At 62.6% G+C, this 26,015-nt stretch carries 23 protein-coding genes; 10 read left to right on the top strand and 13 right to left on the bottom strand.

What is annotated here, in order from left to right:
• Positions 1-55: 55 nt before the first annotated feature.
• The 11 genes from ABI796_RS02650 to ABI796_RS02600 form a co-directional block, all read right to left on the bottom strand.
• Positions 56-1,420, bottom strand: coding sequence for a mannitol dehydrogenase family protein (locus ABI796_RS02650; protein WP_141284565.1), 1,365 nt, complete (start codon positions 1,418-1,420; stop codon positions 56-58).
• Positions 1,417-2,823: a glucuronate isomerase gene (gene uxaC / locus ABI796_RS02645; protein WP_141284563.1), complete on the bottom strand. Its 1,407-nt coding sequence runs from the start codon at positions 2,821-2,823 to the stop codon at positions 1,417-1,419. The genes ABI796_RS02650 and uxaC overlap by 4 nt, the downstream gene beginning before the upstream one ends.
• Before the next feature lie 91 nt (positions 2,824-2,914).
• Entirely contained in the window at positions 2,915-3,961 is a 1,047-nt protein-coding gene (locus tag ABI796_RS02640; protein WP_141284561.1) for a LacI family DNA-binding transcriptional regulator, read from the bottom strand.
• A 210-nt stretch (positions 3,962-4,171) separates the two neighbouring features.
• Positions 4,172-5,338: a Gfo/Idh/MocA family protein gene (locus ABI796_RS02635; protein WP_141284559.1), complete on the bottom strand. Its 1,167-nt coding sequence runs from the start codon at positions 5,336-5,338 to the stop codon at positions 4,172-4,174.
• A gap of 41 nt (positions 5,339-5,379) precedes the next feature.
• On the bottom strand, positions 5,380-6,216 hold the full coding sequence (locus ABI796_RS02630; protein WP_141284557.1) for a sugar phosphate isomerase/epimerase: 837 nt from the start codon (positions 6,214-6,216) through the stop codon (positions 5,380-5,382).
• 86 nt (positions 6,217-6,302) lie between these two features.
• Positions 6,303-7,190, bottom strand: coding sequence for an ATP-binding cassette domain-containing protein (locus tag ABI796_RS02625; RefSeq protein ID WP_141284555.1), 888 nt, complete (start codon positions 7,188-7,190; stop codon positions 6,303-6,305).
• Positions 7,187-9,064 (bottom strand): dipeptide/oligopeptide/nickel ABC transporter permease/ATP-binding protein, encoded by a 1,878-nt coding sequence (locus ABI796_RS02620; protein WP_141284553.1) that lies wholly within the window; start codon positions 9,062-9,064, stop codon positions 7,187-7,189. Before ABI796_RS02620 ends, ABI796_RS02625 begins: the two co-directional genes overlap by 4 nt.
• A complete protein-coding gene (locus tag ABI796_RS02615) occupies positions 9,061-10,002 on the bottom strand; it encodes an ABC transporter permease (RefSeq protein ID WP_026542293.1) in 942 nt (313 codons plus the stop codon). Before ABI796_RS02615 ends, ABI796_RS02620 begins: the two co-directional genes overlap by 4 nt.
• A gap of 6 nt (positions 10,003-10,008) precedes the next feature.
• Positions 10,009-11,547: an ABC transporter substrate-binding protein gene (locus tag ABI796_RS02610; protein ID WP_141284551.1), complete on the bottom strand. Its 1,539-nt coding sequence runs from the start codon at positions 11,545-11,547 to the stop codon at positions 10,009-10,011.
• 167 nt (positions 11,548-11,714) lie between these two features.
• The gene (locus ABI796_RS02605; RefSeq protein WP_141284549.1) at positions 11,715-12,722 is read right to left on the bottom strand and encodes a Gfo/Idh/MocA family protein; all 1,008 of its coding nucleotides are present in this window, start codon (positions 12,720-12,722) and stop codon (positions 11,715-11,717) included.
• A 63-nt stretch (positions 12,723-12,785) separates the two neighbouring features.
• A complete protein-coding gene (locus ABI796_RS02600; RefSeq protein ID WP_141284547.1) occupies positions 12,786-13,631 on the bottom strand; it encodes a sugar phosphate isomerase/epimerase in 846 nt (281 codons plus the stop codon).
• Between the two features lie 224 nt (positions 13,632-13,855).
• Here ABI796_RS02600 and ABI796_RS02595 point away from each other — a divergent pair, with 224 nt between their 5' ends.
• The 7 genes from ABI796_RS02595 to ABI796_RS02565 all read left to right on the top strand — a co-directional run bounded on the left by ABI796_RS02595 (position 13,856) and on the right by ABI796_RS02565 (position 19,414).
• Positions 13,856-14,875, top strand: coding sequence for a LacI family DNA-binding transcriptional regulator (locus tag ABI796_RS02595; RefSeq protein ID WP_141284545.1), 1,020 nt, complete (start codon positions 13,856-13,858; stop codon positions 14,873-14,875).
• 79 nt (positions 14,876-14,954) lie between these two features.
• Complete coding sequence (gene nadE, locus ABI796_RS02590; RefSeq protein ID WP_014920611.1) at positions 14,955-15,776, top strand: ammonia-dependent NAD(+) synthetase; 822 nt, start codon at positions 14,955-14,957, stop codon at positions 15,774-15,776.
• A 162-nt stretch (positions 15,777-15,938) separates the two neighbouring features.
• Positions 15,939-16,589 carry a PadR family transcriptional regulator gene (locus ABI796_RS02585; protein ID WP_141284544.1) on the top strand — a complete coding sequence of 217 codons (651 nt, stop codon included), beginning with the start codon at positions 15,939-15,941 and terminating at the stop codon, positions 16,587-16,589.
• 77 nt (positions 16,590-16,666) lie between these two features.
• The gene (locus tag ABI796_RS02580; protein ID WP_141284542.1) at positions 16,667-17,425 is read left to right on the top strand and encodes a MerR family transcriptional regulator; all 759 of its coding nucleotides are present in this window, start codon (positions 16,667-16,669) and stop codon (positions 17,423-17,425) included.
• A 44-nt stretch (positions 17,426-17,469) separates the two neighbouring features.
• Positions 17,470-18,057 carry a TetR/AcrR family transcriptional regulator gene (locus ABI796_RS02575; RefSeq protein WP_141284540.1) on the top strand — a complete coding sequence of 196 codons (588 nt, stop codon included), beginning with the start codon at positions 17,470-17,472 and terminating at the stop codon, positions 18,055-18,057.
• A gap of 89 nt (positions 18,058-18,146) precedes the next feature.
• Complete coding sequence (locus ABI796_RS02570; RefSeq protein ID WP_024819337.1) at positions 18,147-18,482, top strand: hypothetical protein; 336 nt, start codon at positions 18,147-18,149, stop codon at positions 18,480-18,482.
• 11 nt (positions 18,483-18,493) lie between these two features.
• Positions 18,494-19,414, top strand: a complete 921-nt coding sequence (locus ABI796_RS02565; RefSeq protein ID WP_141284538.1) for a hypothetical protein — start codon at positions 18,494-18,496, stop codon at positions 19,412-19,414.
• Between the two features lie 221 nt (positions 19,415-19,635).
• Here ABI796_RS02565 and ABI796_RS02560 read toward each other — a convergent pair whose 3' ends face one another.
• Both ABI796_RS02560 and ABI796_RS02555 read right to left on the bottom strand, forming a co-directional pair.
• Positions 19,636-20,058, bottom strand: a complete 423-nt coding sequence (locus ABI796_RS02560) for a hypothetical protein (protein WP_141284536.1) — start codon at positions 20,056-20,058, stop codon at positions 19,636-19,638.
• A gap of 195 nt (positions 20,059-20,253) precedes the next feature.
• Positions 20,254-21,840 (bottom strand): molybdopterin-dependent oxidoreductase, encoded by a 1,587-nt coding sequence (locus ABI796_RS02555; RefSeq protein ID WP_246095844.1) that lies wholly within the window; start codon positions 21,838-21,840, stop codon positions 20,254-20,256.
• An 89-nt stretch (positions 21,841-21,929) separates the two neighbouring features.
• Between ABI796_RS02555 and ABI796_RS02550 the strand changes: the two genes are divergently transcribed.
• The 3 genes from ABI796_RS02550 to ABI796_RS02540 all read left to right on the top strand — a co-directional run bounded on the left by ABI796_RS02550 (position 21,930) and on the right by ABI796_RS02540 (position 25,899).
• Positions 21,930-22,667, top strand: a complete 738-nt coding sequence (locus ABI796_RS02550) for a hypothetical protein (RefSeq protein ID WP_141284534.1) — start codon at positions 21,930-21,932, stop codon at positions 22,665-22,667.
• A 67-nt stretch (positions 22,668-22,734) separates the two neighbouring features.
• Positions 22,735-24,246 (top strand): aldehyde dehydrogenase family protein, encoded by a 1,512-nt coding sequence (locus ABI796_RS02545; protein ID WP_141284532.1) that lies wholly within the window; start codon positions 22,735-22,737, stop codon positions 24,244-24,246.
• Positions 24,247-25,899, top strand: coding sequence for a GMC family oxidoreductase (locus tag ABI796_RS02540; RefSeq protein WP_141284530.1), 1,653 nt, complete (start codon positions 24,247-24,249; stop codon positions 25,897-25,899).
• The last annotated feature ends 116 nt before the right edge of the window (positions 25,900-26,015 follow it).

Here is a 26,015-nt window from a genome sequence, read left to right as displayed (position 1 = left end):
ACGACGGCCCGGGCACCTGAAACCCCAGGGCCCGGACCACCTCGCATATCGATTCCTACGCCGCAGTACCAGCGTTAGCTGAAACTTCCGGTGCAAAGCTAATGCTGAGCTTATGGACGAGCTCAACTACCGCGGAGTCCCGGGCGAGCTCAGCATCCAGCAACGCTACGAGGGCAGCGATGCGCTCAGAGCCCACCTCTTTGTTGGCCACGGCTACTGCCTCCGATTGCGGGTCCTGCAATCCGGGGTTTGAGTCCACGTACGCGGCCCACGCCGCAATCATCCGGGCTGCGCCCTCGCCACTCCGGCCCGCAGCACGCTCAGCCCGGAGCACGGGGATGGCCCGCATCCGGAGTTTGGTGCTGGCATCCATGGCGATTTGGGCCAAGTGGTGGGCGATCCGCGAGTTACCAAAGCGGTCCAGCAAGGCGGCCCTGTACTCAGGAATGCGCAGATCGTCGCCGGCAAGGTGGCGGGATGCTTCATCCCAGAACTCCTCCACAGCATGCAAGCACACGGGATCAGCCAGGGCTTCGGCAACAGTTGTGTGTCCGCGGAGCTGTCCGGCGTAAGCCAGGATGGAGTGTGCGCCGTTGAGGAGCCAGAGCTTCCGGTTCTCGTAAGGCTCTATGTGGTCCACGAAGAGCGCGCCGGCGTCCTCCCAACGGGGGCGACCGGCAGGAAAGTCTCCGCTGAGCACCCAGTTACGGAAGGGCTCGGCCACAACCGGCGCTTCATCCCGGTAGCCGCACTTGCGGGCCACCAGCTGAACGTCGTCGGCGGTGGTGCGCGGGGTGATCCTGTCCACTGAGGTGCTCACGAAACTGACGTTGGCATCAATCCAGTCCGCCAGACCGGCGTCCACCTCCCGGGCAAGGTTCGCTACCGCATGGCGCGCTACGTTGCCGTTGTCCGAGAGGTTGTCGCAGGAGACCACGGCGAGGGGACCGGCGTCGGCGTCCCTGCGGGCGGCGAGGCCGCGGACCAGGCGCCCCAACGGCGTCGTGGGCTTTTCGCCGGCACGCAGCAGCGTCACGTCGTCCGCGCCAAACCCGTAGGCGGCTTCGGTGATGGTCAGCGTGACCACAGCGGTTTGGGTCGCCGCTACCAGTTCCACCAGGCGCTGCACATCGGCGCCATCCACGGCTTCCACAATGCTGCGCACAACCTCGAACGAATCCCCCGCATCGGAGCGCTCCACAATGGTGAACAGTCCGTCTTGGGCCGCCAGAACCTCGGCAGCATCCGGACGCCGACCAGTGAAGGAGGCAATGCCCCACTTCCCCGCATCGCCGGCGTGCTGCGTGTACCAGGCCTGGTGCGAACGGTGGAAAGCGCCCAGGCCCAGGTGCACCATGCGCACGGGAGCCTTGGGCTGGGGCATAACGTCGCGGCCAAGGCGCGGCAGTTCGGCGCTCATAGCTTGAACACCCTGCGGGGCGAGGAATCGACGACGTCGAGGATCAGCTCGTGCGCCCGGTCTTCAGTAACGCGGTGCTCGGCCACAAGGCGCGCGAGGAAGGACGCTTCGATCCTCCGGGAGGCGTCGTGCCGTGCGGGGATGGAGCAGAAGGCGCGGGTGTCATCGATGAAGCCGGAGGACCGCGAGAAGCCGGCGGTTTCCGTAACTGCGGAGCGGAAGCGCAACATGGCATCCGGGGCATCGAGGAACCACCACGGTGCGCCGATGTACACGGACGGGTAGAAGCCGGCCAATGGAGCGAGTTCACGGGAGAAGACGGTCTCATCGAGGGTGAAGAGCACCAGATGGAAATCCTTGGCCGTGCCGAAGTCCTGCAGCAACGGACGGATGGCCTCGGTGTAGTTCACCGCGAACGGAATATCGTGGCCGGTGTCTGCGCCAAAGGACTCGAAGGTGGGGCCATGGTGGTTCCGGTAGGAGCCCGGGTGGATGGTCATGACCAATCCGTCGGCCACTGACATGCGTGCCATCTGGTACATCATGTGGGCCTCGAACGCATCGCGGTCAGCAGCCGTGGCCTTGCCCGCCCGGGCTTTTTCAAAGAGCGCTTCCGCATCCCCCGCATCCAGTTTGAGGGTGGCCGGCGTGCGGACTCCATGGTCCGCCGAGACGGCGCCATGCTCCACAAAATAACGACGGCGGTTCTCAAGCGCCGCAATATAGCCCGCGTAACCTGCGGCGCCGTCGCCTGCGGTTTCTATCAAGCGGTCAACATTGCTGCTCCACTGCGGATGCGCCACGTTCAGGTAGGCATCCGGGCGGAACGTGGGGAGCACGCGGCCATTGAAGCTGGGGTCCTCGCTAAGGGCCTTGTGGCTGGCCAAGTTATCCAGGGGATCGTCGGTGGTGGCCAGGACCTCGATGTTGAAGTCCTTGAAGAGCTGCCGAGGACGGAAGTCCGGCTCCACCAGCTTGGCCGCGATCGCGTCATAGCTGGCGTCGGAAGGCATCTCACTGAGGTCTGCGCCGAGCTTGAAGACATCATTGAACTGGGTGCGGAGCCAGTATCCCGAGGCTGTTCCCTCGAACAGCGGCCAGGCCTGGACGAACTGCCTCCAGATCTCCCGGGACTCGGGAGCGGACGCCGCGCCGGTCAGCAACTGATCCATCGGAACACCATTGGCGTGGATCAGGCGGGTGACGTAGTGGTCCGGACTGACCAGGAGTGCCGCGGGGTCGGGGAACGGCGTGTTCTGTTCGATGACAGCGGCGTCAACGTGGCCGTGGGGAGAAATGATGGGCAGGTCCTGGACGCGCTCCAGCAAGGACCGCGCGATGCTGCGCGTCCCGGGATCTGCGGGCAGGAGCCTGTCAGGGTGTGCGGCAATGGACTGTGACATAGGTCAATCTTGCGTTCCGGCTCACGCTTTGTCAACCGGTTGCCAAATATTGCCACCCTGTTGCATCCTGCGGTGCAACGGGATGCTGAGGTCAGGCGAGGAGGCGCCCGCTGGACCCTCGCACCACGAGTTCCGTTTCCACACGGACAGCCTCACCCGGAGCCTCGTGGCCCTGCAACATATCCAGGAGAATGGTCACCGCCCGGGTGCCGCACTCCCCCAAGGGTGAGCGCACTGTGGTCAATGCGGGAGTGGTGAAATCGGCACCGAAAATGTCGTCGAACCCCACAATGCTGATCTGGTCCGGGACACTCATCCCGCCAGCCTGCAGTTCCTGCATCAAGCCGATGGCCAGGAGATCGTTGTAGGTGATCACCGCCGTCGCGCCGCTTTCCAGGACGTCGCGCGCAACCTGCCGGCCGCCGTCGACCGTTGGTTTGGATGATTCGAGGCGCACCGCGCTGAGCTTGGACCATTCAGCGGCAGCTTTGACACCTTCCCAACGGCGGCCCGTCATCCAGGACTGCGCTGGTCCGGCAACGTAGGCAAGCTTTTCGTGGCCGTTGGCGGCCAAGCTGCGAACAGCTTCGCTGATGCCCTTGTTGACGTCAGGGACGACGCACGGAACGCCGGAAATTTCACGGTTAATGACGGCCACAGGCTTGTCCGCAGCCAAGGCCCGGATCTGGTCATCGTCCATGCGGGGGCTGGCCAGGATGAGGCCATCCACGGTGCTCAGCAAGCGCCGGGCCGCCGTTACTTCCGTCTCCGGTGACTCCGCGGACTCCGCCAGAACCAGCGTGTAATCGCGGGCTGAACCAGTGGTTTCGGCCCCGCGGATGATGTCAAAGAAGGTGGGGTTGGTGATGTCCGCGACGATCAATCCGATGGTCTGGGTGCGGCCGGTGGGGAGGGCGCGGGCAAATGGATTCACCTGGTAGTTCAGCTCCGCCGCAGCGTCCTCAATGATTTTCTGCGTCTTGGCGCTCACACGGCCCGGTTTACTCAGGGCGCGGGACACCGTAGAGGGATTCACGCCCGCGAGCTTCGCGATGTCGTAAATCGTGGCAGAGGACTTCTCACCCCGGCCTCGTTTGGTGGGGGTGGTTGCTGCGCCGTTGCTCGTCAGGTCAGTCACCGCTCCATCGTAGACCGCATGGCAACAAAACAAGCCGGTTGCCAAGACATGACATGAGGAAGGTGAGAGAGCGATCCCCAAAAGGTGACGGGAAGTGAGAGAGCGTGCTGGCGGGCCGGACAACCCTGGTCGCTCTCTCACATCCCCCACCCAAAAACCGCAACGCTCTCTCACGTCCCGCCGGACGCGGGAGAAAGCGTTGGGCACAAATCAGGAACGCTCGGGGAACTTTCCTTCTTCAGCGATACGCTTGTTCAGCTCCTGCAGGAATTCATCCTCGTCAAAGTCCAAGGACACTTCCTTGCCGGTCCAACTGGAAAGGTGGATGGCGTTGGCCAGACGAACACCGTTGATACCGTCCGAGCCCGGAGCAAGGAGCGGCGTGCCATCCAGGATGTTGGCCGCAAAGTTCTCCAGGACGCCGGCGTGCTGGCCACCCCATACCGACTCGAACTCGATGGTTTCAGTGCTGTACAGCTCTTCGCGGTTCAGCTGGCCCATGAAGAGTTTGCGGACGTCGTCCATGCCCATCGAATCGCTGATGTCCCGCTCAGGTTTGACCAGGCGGGTAACGGTGGCAACCTTGCTGTCTTCCACCACGATCTTGCCTTGGTCGCCCAGGATTTCGAACCTGTCGGTTCCCACGATGTCGTGGGTGGCTGTGACGAAAACGCCCGTGGCGCCGTCGCCATAGTCCACCACTGCGGTGACTTCATCCTCGACGGCGATGTCACGGCGGAAGCCGTACGCCACCTTGGAGTACACGGACTGGGGGACGCCACAGATCCACTGCCACAGGTCCAGCTGGTGCGGGGCCTGGTTGACCAGGACGCCACCGCCCTCGCCACCCCAGGTAGCGCGCCACTCGCTGGAGTTGTAGTAGCCCTGCGGGCGCCACCAGTTGGTGATGATCCAGTTGGAGCGGCGGATCTTGCCGATCTCGCCGTTATCTACGATTTCCTTGAGCTTCTTGTAGAGCGGGTTGTTGCGCTGGTTGAACATGATGCCGAAGGAAAGTTCCGGCTTGGAGGCGGCGAACTCGTTCAGCTCCTTGACCTGCTTGGTGTAGACACCGGCGGGCTTCTCCACGAGCGCATGGATGTTGCGCTTGAGTGTTTCGATGCCCATCTCCGGGTGCAGGAAGTGCGGCACGCAGGTGACGATCGCGTCTACGGAGCCGCTTTCCAGCAAGGAAATGTAGTCGTCGTAGAACGGGACATCCGGGTACAGCGAGGCTGCGAGTTCCTTCTTAGCGGGATCAACATCGCAGATGGCGCCGATCTCCATGTTCGGGACCAGTCCGTCCGTGATGAACTTGGCGTAGGCGCCGCCTTGCTGGCCCAGGCCAATGATGCCGAGGCGTACTTTCTTGCTCATGAATGCAATCTCCTGTGGTGAAAACCGAAAGTGGCTGAAATCTAGAAAAGGTCCGCGTGGCCCATGGCCACCAAATTGTCGTACGAGGTTTGGAGCGCGTCCCACACAGTCCGCCCGTACAGCTCGTCCTGCTCCACCAAGAGGTACCTGGCACCTGCGGCGACGGCGGCCGGAATGATGGAGGGGAAGTCCAGGTTGCCCTCGCCCACTTCGGCGAACTGCACCACGTTGCGGAACTCCGCCATGAACCCGGGGAAGTCGCCCTTCTCCAGGAGCCCGAAGGACGATTCCGGCATCTGACCGATCCTGTAATCCTTGAGGTGCACCATGGCAGTATTGCCGGCGTACTTTTCAAGGGTCCGCACGGGATCGAGGCCACCGCGCTGAACCCAGTGCACGTCGATCTCCATGCCCATGGCCGGGGAGTTGTCGGCGATGATGTCCAGCATGTATTTGCCGTCGAACTTCGCGAACTCGATGTGGTGATTGTGGTAGTACAAGCTGATGCCGTGTTCCTGGAGCCGTTCGGCATAACCGTTGGCTTGCTTGGCGAATTCAACCACCGAGTCCAGTGATTTCATGGCCCCGAACGGAAGCATACCGATGCGGAGCAGCGAGCTGTCCAGCCGCTTGGCGTCGTCCACGATCTTGTCGAAGTTGTCCGCCAGTGATTCCACGGGCATGCCCTTGCGGCCTTCAATGTTGACCGAAAGCGCGGCGATGTCCATACCCAGCTCGGTGCGGGAGCGGTCCAGCTCGCCCACGTTCTCCGGGGTCATGGGGATCTGGGAAATCTCGACCGCGTTGTAGCCGATCGCGCTGACCTTACGGAGCGTCTCAAACGCCCCGACTTCCGCGAAGCTGTCCTTCAACATCATCGCCTGTACGCCTATTGTGGCCACTTTTTCCTCCGGGGTTTCCGGGCCCTTCCGGACCCTGGATCGGTGATGGGATGCCGGGCTGTTCAGGCCACGGCACCGGCTTGTTCAGTTTGGTTGCGCTGGTGAGCCAGCAGGCGGTGCCTGTCCGCGCGGCGCTTTTCCTGCCGGTCGGGATCCGGCACGGGCGAGGCGAGCAGCAGCCGCTGGGTGTAGGGGTGTTCGGGGTCGCGGGTGACCACCTCGGCGGGGCCTTGTTCCACGATTTCTCCGTGGTACATGACCGCCACGCGGTGGCTGATGTGCCGCACGACGTCGAGGTCGTGGGAGACGAACAGGTACGAAACACCGGTGTCTTTCTGGATCTGCAGGAACAGATCCAGCACGCGGGCCTGGGTGGACAGATCCAAGGCGCTGACGGGTTCGTCGCAGACAATCAGCTTCGGGGACAAAGCGAGTGCCCGGGCGATCGCCACGCGCTGGCGCTGGCCGCCGCTGAACTCGCGGGGCAGCCGGTGGATCGCGTCAGATGGCAGACCTACTTGGTCCAGCAGTTCGCGGACCCGCTTCTTCGCAGCGGCAGCTTCCATGCCTTGCACGCCCAAAGGCTCCGCCAGGATGTCCCCGATTTCCAGCGCCGGGTTCAGCGAGGTGTACGGGTCCTGGAAGACCACTTGCAGGTCACGGCTGAGCGTCCGGCGTTCCTTGCGCGAAGCGTTGCTGATGTCGTTGCCTTCGAAGATCACCTTCCCAGCGGTGACCGGCGCCAGGCCCAGGACGGCCCGGCCGAGGGTGGTTTTTCCGGAGCCGGACTCTCCCACCAGGCCCAGCGTCTCGCCCTGGCCGATGGTGATGTTGATGTCCGTCAACGCCCGGAAAGGCTTGGCCCTGAACCGTTTGCTGGGGTATTCCACCACCAGGTTCTCCACGGACAGGAGCGGGGACTTCTGCGATGAGTCAACAGAGACGCTCATGCCACCGGCTCCTTCTGTGCTGATCCAGGCTTCGATACCAGCATGGTCATGGGGGTCTTTCCTTCGAGCATGGACCCCAGCAGGGTCTGCGTGTAGGGCTCTTTGGGGTTCCGGAGGATCTCACGGACGGTGCCTTCTTCCACGAGCCTGCCGTTCTGCATCACGGCCACGCGGTCGCACAGGTCAGCAACGACACCGAAGTTGTGGGTCACCAGGATCACGCCGATGTTGAGCCGCTGCTGAAGCTCGCGCAGCAGGTCCAGCACGTCGGCCTGCACAGTGACGTCCAGGGCTGTGGTGGGCTCGTCAGCGATCACCAGGTCCGGTTCACAGCTGATGGCACCGGCGATCAGCACGCGCTGGGCCATGCCACCGGAGACCTCGTGCGGGTACGCCTCGAAGGTGCGTTCCGGGTTGATGATTCCGACGTCGGTGAGCAGCTTGAGGGCCCGTTGACGGGCTTCTGCCTTGGAGATTCCCAGGACACGGACCATGGGTGTGACCAGCTGGTAGCCAATGGTGAAGGCCGGATCCAGGTTGCTCATGGGTTCCTGCGGAATGTAGGAGATCCGCTTTCCGCGCAGCTTGGACAGCCGTTCCTGGCTGACGCGGTCATCGCCCGGAGCCACCGTGTAGTTGCCGTCGAACTGGATGGAGCCGCCCACAATGCGTGCGTTGTCCGGCAGCAGGCCCAGGATGGAGAACGCGGTCTGGGACTTGCCCGATCCCGATTCGCCCACGATACCCAGGATTTCGCCGCGGTCCACGTGGAAGGAAACGTCGTCAACTACCTTCTTGATGGATCCGTCGGCCTGCGGATATCCGACGCCGAGGTTGGTCACCTTGACCAAGTGGTGTTCGGTTCCGGCGTCGACGGCGGCCACGGACTTCCGTGACTGGCGCGCCTTGGCGGGGTCCGTCGTCGTGCTGTCAGCAGAAGCAAGCGCCCGCTTTTTGCGGTGCTTGATCTTTTCGCCGTCTTCCAGGGCATCGCGGATGGCGTTGCCCAGCAGGACCAGTCCGCCGATGGTGAGCGCCATGGCCAGTGCCGGCCAGAGCAGCAGAATCGGGGTGAGGTAGACGTTCTTGAAGCCTTCGGAGAGCATGACGCCCCACGTGGCTTTGGTGGGATCGCCCAGGCCCAGGAATTCGAGTCCGGACTGGATGGCGATGGCAACGCCGGCGATCGCGGCGGTTTGGATGATGATGGGTGCGCGGACCACGGAGAAGATGTGGCGGGCAATGATGCTCAGATCGGACAGGCCGGAGACCCGGGCCGCGTCCACATAGAGCTCGTTCCTCACCGACTGCACGGCGGTTCGGGTCAGGCGGAAGTAGGACGGGCTGATCAGGACACCGAAGGCGATCATGGAGATCCATACCGACGGGCCGAACGCTGCACGGATGGTGAGCAGGACGATCAGGCCGGGCAGGCTCATGAGGATGCTGACCACCCAGTTGGAGACGGCCTCGAATTTGCCTGCGTAGTAACCGGCGATCAGGCCTGCCGGTAGTCCGATGGCAATCGCCACACCGGCACACAGCAGCGCGGACAACAACGTTAGCTGGGCGCCGAAGAGCAGGCGGCTCCACGTATCGCGCCCTGCGCTGTCCGTACCCATGATGTTCACTGAGTCCGGGGCGGCGAGGGTCTTGGAGATGTTGGCGAAGTTCTCTTCGAAAGGCGCGATCACCGGCGCCAGGATGGCCAGCACCGTGATGGTCAGGAGGATCACCAGCGAGGCGATGCCCATGGGGTTCTTCAGGAGGCGGCGCATCACGGTGGAACGGACCACCGTGCCGCTCTGGCCTGTCTTGGCCGCGACGCCCATGGAGTCTGCGGATACTGCTGCTGAATCTACGGAGTCGCTCATGAGACACGTACTTTCGGGTTGAGCCAACCATTGAGGATGTCCACCAGGAGGTTCACGACGATGACCACCACCACGGTGTACATCACCACTCCCATGACCACGGGGAGATCGGTTTGGGTAGTTGCGGCTACAGCCAGCGGACCCATTCCTGGGAGGGCGAAAATCTGCTCGATGATCACCACGCCGCCCAGCATGCCGATCAGTTGCAGGCTCAGGACTGTGAGACCCGCAGGTGCGGCGCTGCGGAGCACGTGCTTGAAGAGGATCTCGCGCTCTCCGATGCCACGGCTGCGCAGCGTCCGGACGTAGTCACGCTCCAGCTGCTTGATCACGGCGGAGCGGATCTGCTGGGCACCGCCGGTCACACCGTTGATCAGCAAAGCGATCACCGGCAGGGTCATGGAGTAGACCCAGGCCTCCGGACCCACCTCCGGGGAGATGGTGCTGGTGGCGGGGAAGAAACCCAGCTGGATGGCCAGGATGGTTACCAGGAACACGCCGATCACGTATCCGGGGATGGAGTCCCCCACGATCGCGCCAATCTGGACCACCCTGTCCACCCAGCCGCGCTTCACGGCTGCGGCAACACCAATCAGTGCTGCGCAGATGGCGATCAGGATCATTGCGGTGAAAACCATGGTCATGGTTACCGGGATGCGGGTGGCCAAGGAATTGGCCACTGGCTCCGAGGTGAACCAGGAAGCTCCAAGGTTGCCGGTCAGGGCATCGCCCAACCATGCGAAGTATCGGACAAAGAGCGGCTGATCCAGCCCCAACTCCTGTTCCTTCAAGGCAACCTGTTCAGGTGTTGCCTGGTCTCCCAGGATGTTCTGGGCAATACTTCCGCTGGAGGTGTACAGCAGGGTGAAGGTGAGGACCGAGACGACGAACAATACCACCAAACCGCTGCCCAGTCTTTTCGCAATGAACTTGATCATGGGGTCCTACTTGGCGGGCGAGTAGTTGTAGATGGACGGAACGGCCTGCTGCACCTGCGGCGTGACGTTCACTTTGTCGTTGTGGTAGTACATCTGGTTCACGCGGAACAGCGGGGCGAACCAGGCTTGTTCCACCACGTATTTGTTGACTTCCTGGGCCAGCTTGCCGGCATCTGCACCACCGGTGCGCACGGCCGCGATCTTGGCCTCAAGCTCAGGGGTGGTGGTCTTGAAAGGGTTGTACAGGGCCTTGGTGGAGACGATCTGGTCAATCGCTACAGTCGGCTGCCCTTGGAAGAGGTTGTAGAAGAGTGCCGGGTACTTCTGCGCGGCAACGTCCGAGGTGAAGGTGTTGGTGATGGCTGCGCCCGGGTTCAGGGTGATGCCCACATCGGCAAGCTGCTGCTTCATGACAGAGATCAGGGTTTCAGCACCGGGAAGTGTAGGAACGTCGATGCTGACCTTGCCCTCAAAGCCGGAGTCTTTCAGGAGCTGCTTGGCTTTCTCGGGATCGTAGCTGTAGTAGTTCTCCAGCTCCTCGCTCCAGGCACCACTCTCCTTGCCGAACGGCTGCGAGGTGGGGGTGCCCTGGCCCAACATGACCTGATCCAGGATGGTCTTGCGGTCGAAGGCGTGGTTGATGGCTTGGCGGACCTTGACGTTGGCCAGGGCCGGGTTCTTGGTGCCGTCACGGTCCAAGAGGAGCAGCCCGGACCAGTCAACCTGGTTGGTTTCGAGCTTCATCTTTGCGCCCTCGGCCTGCTTGCCGTTCTTGGGGTCAAGGAGGGTGGCGTCAATCTGGCCGGAGACCAGCGCGTTGGTGCGGGCGGTGGGGTCCAGGAGGACCTTGAGGGTGAGCTTCTTGAACTTCTGGAGGTCCTTGTTCCAGTAGCCGTCACGTGCGTTGAAGACCGTCTGGGAATCCTTGACGGAGGCTGCTTTGTCCATCACGTACGGGCCGGAACCCACGGGGACTGTCTTGATGGCATCGGTGCCCAGGGCTGCGGGGCTTCCCATGAGGCCGGCTGCCTGGCTGAGGAAGTATTCCAGGGCCGGCTCCGGTGCGCTGAGGTTTATGTCGATGGTGTCGGCGTCCACCACTGCGATGTCCGAAACTGAACCCAGCTGGGCCATCTGGGGGCCGTTGGCCTTCTTGAAGTGGTCCATGTTTGCTTTGGCCGCAGCGGCGTCAAACTTGGCTCCGTCGCTGAAAGTGACATCGGTCCGGAGGTCAACGGTGAGCTTGGTGTTGGTGTCGTTGTACTTCCAGGCGGTTGCCAGCATGGGGCTGAGCTTGCCGTCCGGTTCGCGGAGGATCAGGGAGTCGTAGGCTGCCTGATAAGGCTGGAGTGCGTGGCCTACGTGAGCCTGGGCCGGGTCCCAGGAGGTGAGGTCCCTGAGGGTTCCCAGCGTCAGGGCCGTGACGGTTTTGGTGCCGGTAGAGGAACCAGTTCCGGCACCGGCATTCCCGCCGCCACAGGCGGTAAGCGCCAGAGAGGCGCTAAGTACGATGGCGGCTGCTGCCGCCTTGGGACCTAACTTCATTGTTGGCTCCTACTGAGTCATAGCCTGATGCGAGTCAGAGCTTGAGCGTGTGGCCTGCGCCACACTTTTCTTGGGTGTGAGATTTACAGTACGTACTTTGCGAGATTTTGGCAACCGATTGTCAAAAGTTTCTTAGATTGTTGCCAAGATGGCACAGCGGCTGGTTCTCAACCCACCCTGTTCGCCATGTCCGGGTAGCTTTGCGCATAGATTTCCTTGATGACCCGCAAGGATTTTTCAGCCTCGGCGGGGTGGATCCAGAACGGCCCAGGGTCCTGGAGCTTGCGGTAGAAATCCTCGATCAGAAGCTCGTGGGACACACCCCAGTAGGATCTGCCACCACTCTCAGCAACCCTTTCCGGAATGACATCAACCCTGCCGTCGGCATAGCTCACCGTCAGGTCACCGCGCAGGCTGAGCGTTGCTTTCTCCGTGACGATGTCCAAGGTCACGGGCGCATTCACTGCGTTGGCCAGCGTTGCGTAAAAGACGCTGCGCGCACCATTGACGTGTTCCGCAACAAATTCCGCGGTATCTTCCACCTCGATCACCCCGCCCAAGGAACGGGTGGATGCGTGGCCTTCCACCTTGGCAACATCGCCCACCAGCCACTGCAGCAGGTCTACGGTGTGAATGGCTTGGTTCATCATCAGACCACCCCCGCCTTCGGCCCAGGTGCCGCGCCATGGACGGCTGCGGTAGTAGCTGCCGTCCCGGTGCCACATGACGGTGGCCGAGGCGCCGATCACCTGACCCAGCGTGCCGCCGTCGAGCAGTTCATGCATGGCTTGGGACGTCGCGTTGTAGCGGTTCTGGAAGCAGACGCCGATCTTTGCATCCCTCCGCTCCGCAACCTCCACCAGCCTCCGCCCCTCGGCCGCCGTATGGGCCAGCGGCTTCTCGACGATCACATGGACGCCCCGCTCCAAACAATCAGCGGCCACCGAAGCGTGGAGATGATGTGGCGTACAAATATGCACGACGTCGGGACGCACCTTCTGGAGCATGTCCAGGTAGTCCGCGTAGCCGGGGACGCCGTGGGCGGCTTCCGCCGCTGCCAACCTTTCCGGATCGGTATCGCAGACGGCCACCAACTCGGCATGGTCCATGGTGGCGAGGGCCGCGAAGTGGATGGTAGAGATGTCGCCGCAACCAATAATTGCTGCTGTAGGCATACCTGCTCCTTTGAAGGTTGATGCTGGGTGAAGGTTCGAGCCGGGTTGTCTCGTTGCAGCGCTTTAGGCCAGGGTGACGCCGCTCCTGGCAGCGAGGCCGGCAAAGGCGCGGGCCGCGAGCCCGAAGGCGACCGGGCCGGAGTATCCGCCGAGTTCGTGGGCGCTGGCCAAGTGCGGTTCCAGCGAGGCGAATCCCGTGTAGCCGTCGGCGGCGAGGGCGCTGATGGTTGCTTCCAGCTCCCCGTCACCCTCGCCGGCCGGAACCACTTCACCCGTGGCGGCGATAGCATCTTTCACCTGCAGGTACTCAAGGTACGGACGCAGCATGGCGTAGCCCTCTGTGTAGGGCTTGACGCCTACTTGGACGAAGTTGGCGTTGTCCCATGCCACCCGGAGCGCCGGCGAGTTGACCGTCTTCATGATGTCCAGGACGCGGTCCGGAGTATCGCCGTAGATGCCCTTCTCGTTTTCATGCAGCAGAATCACGTCATTGGCAGCAGCTTCAGCAGCAAGGGCGGACATGCGCTCCATGACGGAGTCGCGGATGTCTTCCGGGCCCTGTTCCTCGCCGCGGTAGAAGGAAAAGATGCGGACGTACTTGGTGTCCAGGGCCTTCGCGACGGAGATGATCTGGCGTAGGCGGGTCACCTCATGCTCCACGGGGAGGCTGACGTCCACCTTGCCAATGGGGCTGGCAACAGCTGAAACTTTGAGGCCTTTCTCATCCAGGATGGCTTTGAGCCGCAGCACAGCATCGTGCTCCAGTTCTGAAACGTTGGTCCCCCACGCGCTGCGGACTTCAATGTGGCTCGCACCGAGGGCCAGCAGCACGGCGGCCTGGACGGCGGGATCGAGGTCTACTTCGTCGCCGAAACCGGACAGGCTCCACACGGCACTGGGTTGAGTCACAAAATCTCCTTGGTAGTCCTGCTGCGGCACACGAGGGGGCGGTGACGCAGTTCACAGGCGGGGCTTGTTCCTCGAGTTTAGCCATCTTGGCACGCATTTGACAACCGATTGCCATTCGCTGCCATCCTGTGGCATTCTTAGTCGACGGTGTGGCAGCAGTCACAGCCGGATGATGAGTCGTTCCGGGAGGAACGCCCATGTTTGCTGTTCAGAGAGGAACGCCCATGGCGACGCAACCCATGGCGACAGGCCGGCCTGCCACCATCCATGACATCGCTGCGCTGTGCGGCGTGGCCGCGTCCACCGTTTCGAGGGCCCTCGCCAATCCGGAGCGCGTCAATATCCGCACCCGCGAGCGGATCCAGGCCGCCGCCGTCGAACTCAATTACACGCCCAACTCCCAGGCGAAAGCGCTGAGCTCCGGCAAGACAGGTGCCGTGGGCGTCCTGGTTCCGGATATCACCAACCCGTTCTACTTTGACCTCATCAGGGGAACGCAGCTTCAACTGAAGGCAGCCGGGTACACCCAGTTGCTGGTTGATACAGAGGAATCGGACGAGGTGGAGGCCAGCACGCTGGAACAGTTGCGCAAGAGTGCCGACGGCGTGATTGTGGCGGCGTCCCGCCTCAATGATGAAGCCCTGGCCGCGGCCGCTTCCCGGATGCCCATGGTCACCGTGAACCGCGATGTTGACGGCGTTCCCGCAGTTCTGATCGACACCCCCTCAGCCATGCCGCAGGCTTTGGACCATCTGATTTCCCTGGGCCACACCTCAGTTGCCTACGTTTCCGGACCTGCAGTTTCGCAGTCCAGCGCCCGGCGTTGGACGGCCCTGTCAGAAGCGGCCGAAGAGCGCGGAGTCGATGTCCGCAGGCTCGGGCCGTTTGCCCCCAAAACCCAATCCGGCGCAGCCGCAGCGGATGCCGCCGTGCACAGCGGAGTCACTGCGTGCATTGTTTTCAATGACCTCATTGCCATCGGCATGCTGCAACGGCTCCGCGAACGTGGCCTTCGGGTTCCGGAGGACATGAGCATTGTGGGCTGTGACGATATTTTCGGGGCGGACTTCTGCAACCCACCCCTCACCACCATGAGCTCGCCCATTGAGCAGGCAGGACGTGTTGCAGTGTCCATGTTGCTGGCGCAACTGAATCCCTTGGCCGGGGGCGGTAACCGGAACCGCTCCGTCATGCCCACCCACCTCACCGTCCGCGGCTCCACAGGTCCGGTGACTTCAACGTAACTGACACGTTGGCTGACATGTGGGCTGGAAGTAGGCAATATGGTTGAGCGTCCGCAACCATGCTGACTAGTGTTGAACCATGCGCGAACTCCAGGCCAAGATCATTGAAGAAATGGGCGTCCAGCCCCGGATCAACCCCGCAGAGGAGGTCCGCAAACGCGTCGGTTTCCTGAAGGATTATCTGAAGGCGACGCACACCAAGGGATTCGTCCTAGGTATCTCCGGCGGCATAGATTCCTCGCTGGCCGGCCGCCTCGCCCAGTTGGCCGTTGAGGAATTGGAAGCCGAGGGCGTGGACGCAAACTTTGTTGCCGTCCGCCTCCCCTACGGCATCCAGCACGATGAAGACGACGCTCAGGCAGCCCTCGACTTCATCAAGGCCAAGACCGAGTGGACCTACAACATCTCCCAAGCCGTGGACGGCTTCGAGGAGGAGTTCGAGAAGACCACCGGCGCCCCGATCTCCGATTTCCATAAGGGCAACACCAAAGCACGCGCACGCATGATCGCCCAGTACGCACTGGCCGGCGAACACAATTACCTGGTGATCGGAACGGACCACGGCGCCGAGTCCGTCACCGGCTTCTTCACGAAATTCGGCGACGGCGGCGCGGACATCCTGCCGCTGTTCGGCCTGAACAAGCGCCAGAACCGCGCACTCCTGGCCGAGCTTGGCGCACCCTCACGGGTATGGGAGAAGGTTCCCACCGCCGACCTCCTGGACAACAAGCCCGGCCGTACCGACGAAGACGAGCTCGGTATCACCTACGACACCATCGACGACTACCTCGAAGGCCGCGACGTCCCCGAGGACGCGGCGGAGCTGCTGGAGCAGAAGTACCTCCGCACGCGCCACAAGCGCACCGTCCCGGTCACCATCTTCGATACCTGGTGGAAATAGGGCTTTAGAACCAATCACGACGGCGGGTGCCGGCTTCCCTTGGAAGCTGCCACCCGCCGTCGTGCTTTAAGAAAACTCTTGACCAGGCGATAGTTAGCGATATATCGTTAACTATCGCCGATACTCCTTCGGCGTAACAACAACCGAAAGGACGATGCTGCTATGAAAGGCATCAACGAAAACAACAACTCATTCCCCGAGCACGATCACGGACATCCCGAACACGGACACGGCCGGGGCCGCTTCAACCGGGGCAAAGGCCGGCGCGGACCGGGCGGGCACGGCGGAGGCGGATTCGGGCCCGGCTTTGGCCCCGGCGGTTTTGGGCCTGGCTTCGGACCCGGCTTTGGCCCCAGGGGATTCGGTCCCGGCGGATCACGCAGGGCCAACCGTGGCGACGTCCGCGCAGCGATTCTCTCCCTTCTGGCTGAGGCTCCATCCAACGGATACGGCCTGATCAAGACCATCGCAGAGAAGACGTCCGGCGCATGGCGCCCCAGCCCGGGTTCGGTCTACCCCACCCTGCAGCAGCTGGTGGACGAGGAACTGATCGTCGCCGTCGGCGAGGGTCGCCGCACCGAATTCACCCTCACCGATGACGGCAAGGCCTACGTAGCCGAGCACGAGGAAGAACTCGCCAACGCCTGGAACACCGAGGCTGACGGCACCGGTGCCGCTTTCCACCAGAGCGTTGGGAAGCTCATGGGCGTCATCCACCAGTTCCGCGGGGCCGCTACCGACGAACAGCGTCAAGCTGCCATCGAAAAGCTGGACGAAACCCGCCGGGCGCTCTACCTGATCCTGGCCGACTAAGTGTTGATCACCATCCTCTTGACCTTGACGTAACGTCAACCTCTACTGTCGAAGAACAAGCACAGAACGGGGGACGCATGGACTGGTCAATTCAGGAGATCGCCAAGATTGCAGGCACCACCAGCCGCACGTTGCGTCATTACGACGACATCGGGTTGCTGAAACCAAGCCGGACCGGCCATAACGGCTACCGCTACTATGACGGTCCGGCTTTGGTTCAGCTCCAGCGCATCCTCCTGCTCCGGGAACTGGGGCTAGGCCTCCCGGCCATCGCCGAAGTTCTTGACCGCGAGACCGATACCGTCAAAGCGCTGAGCAGCCATTTGGAATGGCTCGCCCAGGAGCAGGACAGGCTGGCCCGGCAGATCGCCTCCGTTCGGCAGACAATCGACACGATGAAAGGGGATGGAAAGTACATGGCACAGAACATGTTTGATGGCTTCGACCACACTCAGTACAAGGACGAGGTGGAAGAACGCTGGGGCAAGGATGCCTACGCTGCCAGTGATTCCTGGTGGCGCGGAATGAGCGCCGAAGAAAAGCAGCAGTGGAAGGACCGGGTCCAGCAGCTCGGGGCCGACTGGATCGCTGCCGCAGAATCCGGGGCTTCGCCGGACAGCGCTGAAGCGCAGGATCTGGCCCGGCGCCACGTCGAGTGGCTGACCGGCATTCCCGGAACCCCGACGGCGGCACCTGGCGGAGACGTGAAGGGTTACGTCACAGGACTCGGCGAAATGTACGTTGCTGATCCGCGGTTCGCTGCCAACTACGGTGGCGAATCAGGGGCCACCTTCGTCAGGGATGCCCTGCGCATTTACGCGGAGAAGAACCTGTAGAGGGTCAGGATGCGCCGATCAGGGTTTCGCAATAGTCTGGCCGAATGGGTACAAGCACCGTAAAGTCCGGCGAACAGGTTGACAGGCAGAAACGCATTCTCGACGCAGCCTTGGAACTGCTGTCCCGCCACGGCATCTCGGGCATTAACATGCGCGCCGTGGCGCGTGAAGCCGGCGTCGCCCTGGGGCTTGTGAACTATTACTACGAAGACAAATCGAGCCTGATCCGCGCGGTGCTCCACCAAATTGAAGAGCACGACCTCCTGCTGGTGGAACCGCAGGCTACGTCAACACCGGACGAACAACTCCGGGAGTCGCTTCGGCGCGTTGCGGATCCGGGACTCCTGACCACACCGTACCTATCCCTCCGCCTCCACTTGTGGGCCCTCGCCCAGGCGGATGAGGACTTTGCACGCATCAATGCCGCAGCCTTTGAAAGATATCTTCAGGGGCTTGCGGCCTTGATCGGCAATGCAGTTCCCGGGCTGTCCCCTGAGGAATGCCGGGACCGTGCGGCCGACGTGGTTGTGGTGCAGAACGGCATGTGGCTCACCACGCTGCTGGGAATCGACAAGGCGGCCATCCAGCGCGGCATTGCCCGCACGGAAGAGATCGCGTTTGCGCCTCGCTGAGCACAACACGTGGGTAGTTCGCCCCATAGCGCGAGGACCGGGTGTGCCCGAGTATCAAGGGACTACCTAACCGACCCGGGGGGAACACCATGAAGATTGCTAAAAGAATTCTTGCTGCCAGCGCGGCCCTTGCCTTCATGGGAGGGGCTTTGCTCACGGCTCAACCGGCGTTGGCTAATGATGGCTATGCCAACTGCAACGTCTGGATCCACTACGAATACAGTGTGGGAGGCAGTTGCAATTCCGATGCGCCGGGCACTGAGTATCAGGTTGCGGGCAAGTGCCGTCATGTCCCCACCGGCCATGAGGCTATCGTGACCGGGCCTTGGAGGTGGCAGATGCCTGCCTCGCAAGGCTTCAACACCTCCTACGCCAACTGCCCCGCAGGCACCAGGGCCGTTCAGGTTTGGCGCAACGTGCGATGAGGAGTCCGCATATGAAACTCGCCACGAAACTCTTCGGCGGCGTCGCCGCATGCGCGCTGGCACTCTCCGTGGCCGCACCGGCGAGCGCCGCCACGACCTACCCGACCCCCACGCCGACGCCTGCCGACTGCTTTGGCGGCCTGCTGAGCGTCGAACCGAACGGGAATCTCGGTGCCATCTTCCTCAGCGACGGCAAGCTCCGCTGGGAGAACAATAGTTGGTCCTCGCCCGTCCCGTTCGATGCGACTTACCTGACGCAGACCGGCGGGATGGGGGACGAGACCTTCGGCAAATTCTCTTACTTCGGCACCTCCGCGGACGGAAAAGCAAAGTTCTACGATCAACGCCAGGACCTCCAGGCGGACGGCACCTGGAAGCACTCCATTGACGGACCGATCACCACAATTGGTAACGGCTGGTTCCAGAAGTCCATCACCACCACGTACAGCGGCACAGCGGATGTCCGAGGCCAGCAGTTCATTTTCCGGCTCACCAGCGGCGGCGAACTCTACCGCTACACCCTGGACACGAACGCCCGGACCATCACCGGTACAGTCAAGGTGTTCGGCGGAGGTGCCTCCATCACATCCATCGGCTCGGCGCCTTCAATCGCCATCAACGGCAAGCCTGTTGCCGTGTTGATGGCCACACTCACCACCGGCGAACTGCGCCAGTACATCATCCCGGATGCCACACCCACCCAGTGGAGCTCCAAGACCATCCGCCCAGCTGCGGGGAATGGTTGGCAGAACTTCACGGCTATCACCGCCAGGAACTGCGATAGCAAGGGGCAGATAGTGCTCGGCTACATCAAGCAGCGCTTGGTTGCCGCCAACTACGACCCCACCGGCCTGACCGCCAATGACAAGGACCTCGGCGGCGGAGCCTCCTCCATGCCCGCGATGCCTGAAGGCACCCGGGTGTTCGGCTAACGCCCACTTACCCACTGAAAAAGGAAGCCGACGACGGCGGTAGCACCCGCCGTCGTCGGCATTCCGCCGTGGGGCTGCAGTCGTCGATGCCCGGAGCTGTCCGTAAGGGAAGTCTCAAGGCTTGAAGACCTGAGTGCGCACAACTGCCAAGGAAACAACGCGGTGCCCGTGACCGTCGCACTGAAGGAACACTCACTGCCATGGCGACCACCAAAGGACGTTTACGGTCGGGCTTGGACCACGGGAGTAACGGTGACACTCCCTGTCGAGCGGTTCACGCCCCATAGAAGCACAGAGCCGTCATCTCTCCGGACAGCGATGGTTCGTTTGACCTCCAGGATGTCTATGTCCCCGGGGTACTCGTACCCTGTCTGGGTGCTGAACTCTGCTGCGAATCTGCGGTTGATGAGAGGTCGAAGTGTTTTCTGCTTACGGGATGCATAGAAGGCGAACCCGCCTGCGAGGACAACTCCGGTGCCCGTAATCACCAGGCTGGTTTCACGCGAGACTTCTATATCTCCAATAAGCAGGATGCCCGACGAGATCCAGAAGAGTATGAAGAGGAGCCTCCATGCAATATCAAGCGTTTTGTATTTCCGCAGCTCAGGTAATTCGATCCTGAAACCGCTCGATTCATCGTCCATGGATGTCTCGCGATTCCGGCGCACTCAACGAACAAGGCTTTCTGAAGTGGTGCACTTTGCTCCAAGGATCCCGTGGATTTATGAAGAGAATAGCCATCTGCGTTTTGCTGGCTGTTCCCTGTGACATGGGCAAAGCTTATTACGGCTTCCAACAGACCCTCGGCGAGAGGACCCAGATCGAGCCAGGCTGAACAGTTACTCCACCGTCACTGCCACCGACTGCCAGCCCGAGGCGCCGTCCGGTACGGGGTCGGCGCGCTTGTCCGTCTGGACTTCCCCGGTGCTGTCGGTGGCGCGGGCCTTGACGTAGTGCATGCCGGGCGTGGCATCCCATTCGTAGGACCACTGGCGCCATGTGATGGTGGATGCTTCGGTGGAAAGCGTTGCTTCCACCCAGTCGCCGTCGTCGATCTGTACTTCCACCTTGGTAATTCCGCGGGTCTGCGCCCATGCGGTGCCACCCACGGCCACTTTCCCTGCCTTCAATTTCGCGAAGGACCCCGGCACGTCCACGCGGGCCATGGTCTTAATGGGGCCGCGCTCCGACCAGCCGCGTTCGGTCCAGTAAGCCTTGCTGTCTGCGAAGCGGGTGACTTCCAGGTCCACTACCCATTTGGTGGCGGAGACGAATCCGTACAGGCCCGGAACCACCATCCGCACGGGGTATCCGTGCTCTATGGGGAGGGGTTCACCGTTCATGCCGATGGCCAGCATGGCATCGCGGTCATCCTGCAGGACCTCCAGCGGCGTGGAAGCGCTGAAGCCGTCAATGGAGGTGGAGAGCACCATGTCCGCGCCTTCCTTCGGTTTGGCCATGGCCAGGACTTCGCGGATGGGCATTCCCAGCCATTTGGCGTTTCCGGCAAGCTTTCCTCCTACGGGGTTGGAGACGCAGGTGAGGGTGACGTGCGATTCGATCAGATCGGCGTCGAGCAGGTCCTGGAACGTGAGGGTTATTTCCTTTTCAACCATTCCGTGCACCCGCAGTACCCAGTCTTCGACGTTGATTTCCGGGACACTCAGGGCGGTATCAATGCGGTAGAACTCGTTGTTCGGTGTCAGCCAGGAGGTGACTCCTGCCACCGGGGACTGTACTCCGGCTGGTACAGGGGGCGCGGCCTTGACGGGAGCCGGCAGTGTGAGGGCGTTGCGGGCTTGGGCTATGTTGTTGCGCGCAGCTCCGAGCAGCCGCCCTCCGGTAGCCGCAATTCCGGCAGCTACCGCTGTGATACCAGCAGCAGCGAAGAAACGACGGCGGCTGGTGCCGGCGCCTCCAACTTGACGGTCGGCGTCGGCTGCTACGTCAGCGGGAGCTTCCGGCCACGCTTTCATGCGCCACAGCGGCACCATGAGTCGGCGCAGGACGATCAGGCCGGCGATGGTCCCCAGCACTGAGGGGATGGCGTCGGCAGGCCCCACCCCGGCGCGGGTCAGGACTGCGGCCACAATCACCGCACCCATGAACAGCACGCCAAGGACGCCAAGTGCCCACTTCTTGTAGGCCACAACGCCCAGGACGCAGGCCAGTAGGGCGATGGTGACGCCCATACCTACGAAAAGCGCCGCTTTGTCGTTGGTGCCGAACGTGGCGATTGCAAAGTCCTTCATCCACGACGGCGTGAAGTCAATGAAGGTGGATCCCAGTGCGAACACCGGGGTTGCCCTGGCGGTGAAGAACGCGCCGATCAGCTCGGCAACGGCGAGCACGACGGCGGCTGACACCACGCCTGCCAGCGCTGCCATGGTTTCGGGGCCTTTGGTCCGGAGTCCGAGCTTTTTCATGTGAGGAGTTCGTAGCAGGCAGGACCGGGGATGGGTGTGGCCGGATGATAGATTAATCCAAACGATAGATATAATCCTTGGGAGCCCTTATGCAGACCTCATTCCGCAAGCCGTTGATTTCGGCCGCAGCGTCCATTCTTGTCATCTCAGCCCTGAGCGGCTGCGCAACCGGGACAGCAGCCCCTGCCGAGAATTCGGGCACGGCCTCTGCAAGCTCCACGGAGTCACCGAGCCCTGACAGCAGTGGCACAGCAGCCTCACCCCAGGCTGAGTCAACCGCCGGCGCCTCCGGCGACGGGGGCAAGCTCGACCCCGCCACCGAATCTCTTACGTGGGAGAACGGCAACAGAATCCTGGGGGATGAAAACGGTGGACACACCCCTGACATTGCCAGCTCTTTGACCGATCCCAAGGCCGGATGGCAGGCCGACTACAGCCGCATGGCAACGGACGGGATGATGACCTTTAGCTCCGATACCACCCAATGCAAGGTCCGAACCATCCAGGTGCGCAACCAACCCTCCGAGTTGGTGGCCGGGGACGACCACGCATCAACCTTGAAGGTCCTCGCTATCCTCATCCCCGGCAAGCCGGACCTCGCCGCCAACGTCAAGGAGACCACCCTGGGCTACGGCATGGCCGGTAACCGCGGGGTGGACATGCTGTCTCTCACCTACACATCGGGAGACTCCTACGGGTACACCGCGGTAAGAACCTTCAGCAAGCCGGCGGTCACCGTCAAGGTGGAGGCGCTCTGCCCCAATGTGGAGACGCTCAAAGCCACCATCGCGGAGATGCGTAACAACATCAGCATTAACGCACGCTAAGGGACGTTTGAACATTTGTTCATAATTTTCCTTGAACGGATGTTCAAAGTGCACTAGCCTGCTTCGTATGACCCAAGCCACATTTTCTGATTCCGCCTCCACACTTTTCATCAACGGTGCGTGGGAACCGGCAGCCTCCGGCGCCGTGCGGGAAATCCGCAACCCGGCCGACGGCGAACTGGTCGCCACAGTGTCAGAAGCCGGCCGCGAGGATGCCGAACGCGCCATCTCGGCAGCCCGCGCAGCCTTCGACTCCGGCGTCTGGTCGAACGTCCCCGCTCCCGAGCGCGGTGCCTTCCTGCTCAAGGTGGCCGCGGAACTGCGCGAACGCCGGGAGAAGTTCGCCCGCGCCGAATCGTTGGACACCGGCAAGCGGATCGTCGAGAGCCGCATCGACATTGATGACATCGCTGCCTGCTTCGAGTATTTCGGGCGCCTCGCCGGGCAGGCGGCGGGCCGTGTAGTCGATGCCGGGGACCCCGCCGTCGTGAGCAGGATCGTCTACGAGCCCGTGGGCGTCTGCGGCCTGATCACGCCCTGGAACTATCCGCTGCTGCAGGCCGCGTGGAAGATCGCACCCGCGCTGGCCGCCGGTTGCACCTTCGTCCTGAAGCCTGCCGAGCTCACCCCCTCCACCGCGATCCTCGCCATGCAATTGCTGAAGGATCTGGGCCTGCCGGACGGTGTCGCCAACCTGCTGACCGGCCCCGGCGCACAGGCGGGCGCACCGCTTTCGGAGCACCCGGACATTGACCTGGTCTCCTTCACAGGCGGTCTGGAAACCGGCAAACGCATTGCCGCGGCCGCAGCCGGCACCGTGAAAAAGGTGGCGCTGGAACTTGGCGGCAAGAACCCCAACGTGGTGTTTGCCGACGCGGACTTCGACGCCGCCGTCGACAATGCGCTCAACGGCGCCTTTGTGCACTCAGGCCAGGTCTGCTCCGCCGGTGCGCGGCTGGTGGTGGAGGAATCCATCGCCGAGCGCTTCGTGGACGAACTGGTTCGCAAGGCTCAGGCCATCCGCCTCGGCGGCCCGTTCGACGAGTCTGCTGAAACCGGGCCACTGATCTCCGCTGCCCACCGGGAGAAAGTGGATGCCTACGTCCAGCGCGGCATTGCCGAAGGTGCCCGGCTGCGGTGTGGTGGCGCGGCGCCTCAAGGCGAAAACTTCGACGCCGGTTTCTACTACCAGCCCACCGTCCTGGACCGCGTGACCCGGGGAATGTCGGTGGTGATCGACGAAGCCTTTGGTCCGGTAGTAACGGTGGAAACCTTCCGCACGGAAGACGAAGCCGTAGCCACCGCCAACGACACCATCTACGGACTCGCGGGCGCGGTCTGGACCCAGGATGCCGGCAAGGCCCAGCGGGTTGCGGGCCGTTTGCGGCACGGCACGGTGTGGATCAACGACTACCATCCCTACCTCCCGCAGGCCGAGTGGGGCGGCTTTGGCCAGTCCGGCGTCGGCCGTGAACTCGGCCCCACCGGCCTCGGTGAATACCAGGAAGCCAAGCACATCTACCAGAACACCAGCCCCCAGGTGACCGGCTGGTTCGCAGACCACGGCAAGGAGAACTAGATGCACGTCGACAATATTGAGAACCTCAGCGAGCGCGGGTTCGATTACATCGTCATCGGCGGAGGATCTGCCGGGGCTGCCGTCGCCGCCCGGCTGAGCGAGGACCCCGCCGTTACCGTTGCCCTGGTGGAAGCCGGCCCGGATGACCGGAACCTCCCGGAAATCCTGCAATTGGACCGGTGGATGGAACTGCTGGAATCGGGGTACGACTGGGACTACCCGGTGGAACCGCAGGAGAACGGCAACTCATTCATGCGCCACGCCCGCGCCAAGGTGATGGGCGGCTGTTCCAGCCACAATTCCTGCATCGCTTTCTGGGCTCCCCGGGAGGACCTGGATGAGTGGGAGTCCAAGTACGGTGCCACCGGTTGGAACGCTGCCGCGGCCTGGCCTTTGTATCAGCGCTTGGAAAGCAACGAGGACGCTGGCCCGGATGCCCCACATCACGGCCATGATGGTCCGGTGCACCTGATGAACGTTCCTCCGAATGATCCGGCCGGGGTTGCGCTCCTGGACGCCTGTGAGCAGAGCGGCATTCCCCGGGCAAAGTTCAACGACGGCACCACAGTGATCAACGGCGCTAATTTCTTCCAGATCAACCGCCGTTCGGACGGTACGCGTTCCTCCAGTTCTGTTTCCTACATTCACCCCATCATGGCTCGCGAAAACTTCACGCTGTTGACCGGCCTGCGTGCCCGCCAACTGGTGTTCGACGCGGACAAGCGTTGCACCGGCGTCGACGTCGTTGACTCTGCCTTCGGCAGGACACACAGGCTCACCGCGCAGCGCGAGGTCATCCTCTCCACGGGCGCCATTGATTCCCCCAAGCTGCTCATGCTTTCCGGAATCGGCCCGGCCGAGCACCTGGCTCAACATGGCATCGAGGTGGTGGTGGACTCCCCCGGTGTTGGCGAGCATCTGCAGGACCACCCGGAGGGCGTGGTGCAGTTCGAGGCCAAGCAGCCCATGGTTCAGTCGTCCACCCAATGGTGGGAGATCGGCATCTTCACTCCCACCGAGGAGGGACTGGACCGCCCGGACCTGATGATGCACTACGGCTCCGTGCCGTTCGACATGAACACCCTCCGCTACGGTTACCCCACCACGGAGAACGGCTTCAGCCTTACCCCGAACGTCACGCACGCCCGTTCCCGCGGGACCGTCCGTTTGCGCAGCAGGGACTTCCGCGACAAGCCCATGGTGGACCCGCGGTACTTCACCGATCCCGAGGGGCACGACATGCGCGTCATGGTGGCCGGCATCCGCAAGGCCCGGGAAATCGCGGCTCAGCCGGCCATGGCCGAGTGGACCGGACGGGAGCTCTCCCCCGGAATCGAGGCCCAGACTGATGAGGAGCTTCAGGACTACATCCGCAAAACCCACAACACCGTCTACCACCCCGTCGGTACCGTCCGCATGGGCCCGGTGGAGGACCCCATGTCTCCCTTGGATCCGGAGCTGCGTGTCAAAGGCGTCAGCGGCCTACGGGTGGCAGACGCCTCCGTGATGCCCGAACACGTCACAGTGAACCCCAACATCACCGTGATGATGATCGGCGAGCGCTGTGCTGATCTCATCAAAGCCCGGCTGGGTGCCAGCCGGGTGGAGGAAACCACGACGACGGAGGCGGACTTCAGCTTGTCCCACGCCTGAACAGGCACCCTGCTTTTAGACCCACGCAACAAAAAATGGGGGAAACGGCCGTAGGCACACCGTGGTGCCCGGCTTTTGATATCCACTGCGTCCAATGGCGGCCGCGGGCTATCACC

It is taken from the genome of Paenarthrobacter aurescens, assembly GCF_041549525.1.
Classification (GTDB): Bacteria; Actinomycetota; Actinomycetes; order Actinomycetales; family Micrococcaceae; genus Arthrobacter; species Arthrobacter aurescens.
This window is presented reverse-complemented; position numbering and strand designations above follow the sequence as displayed.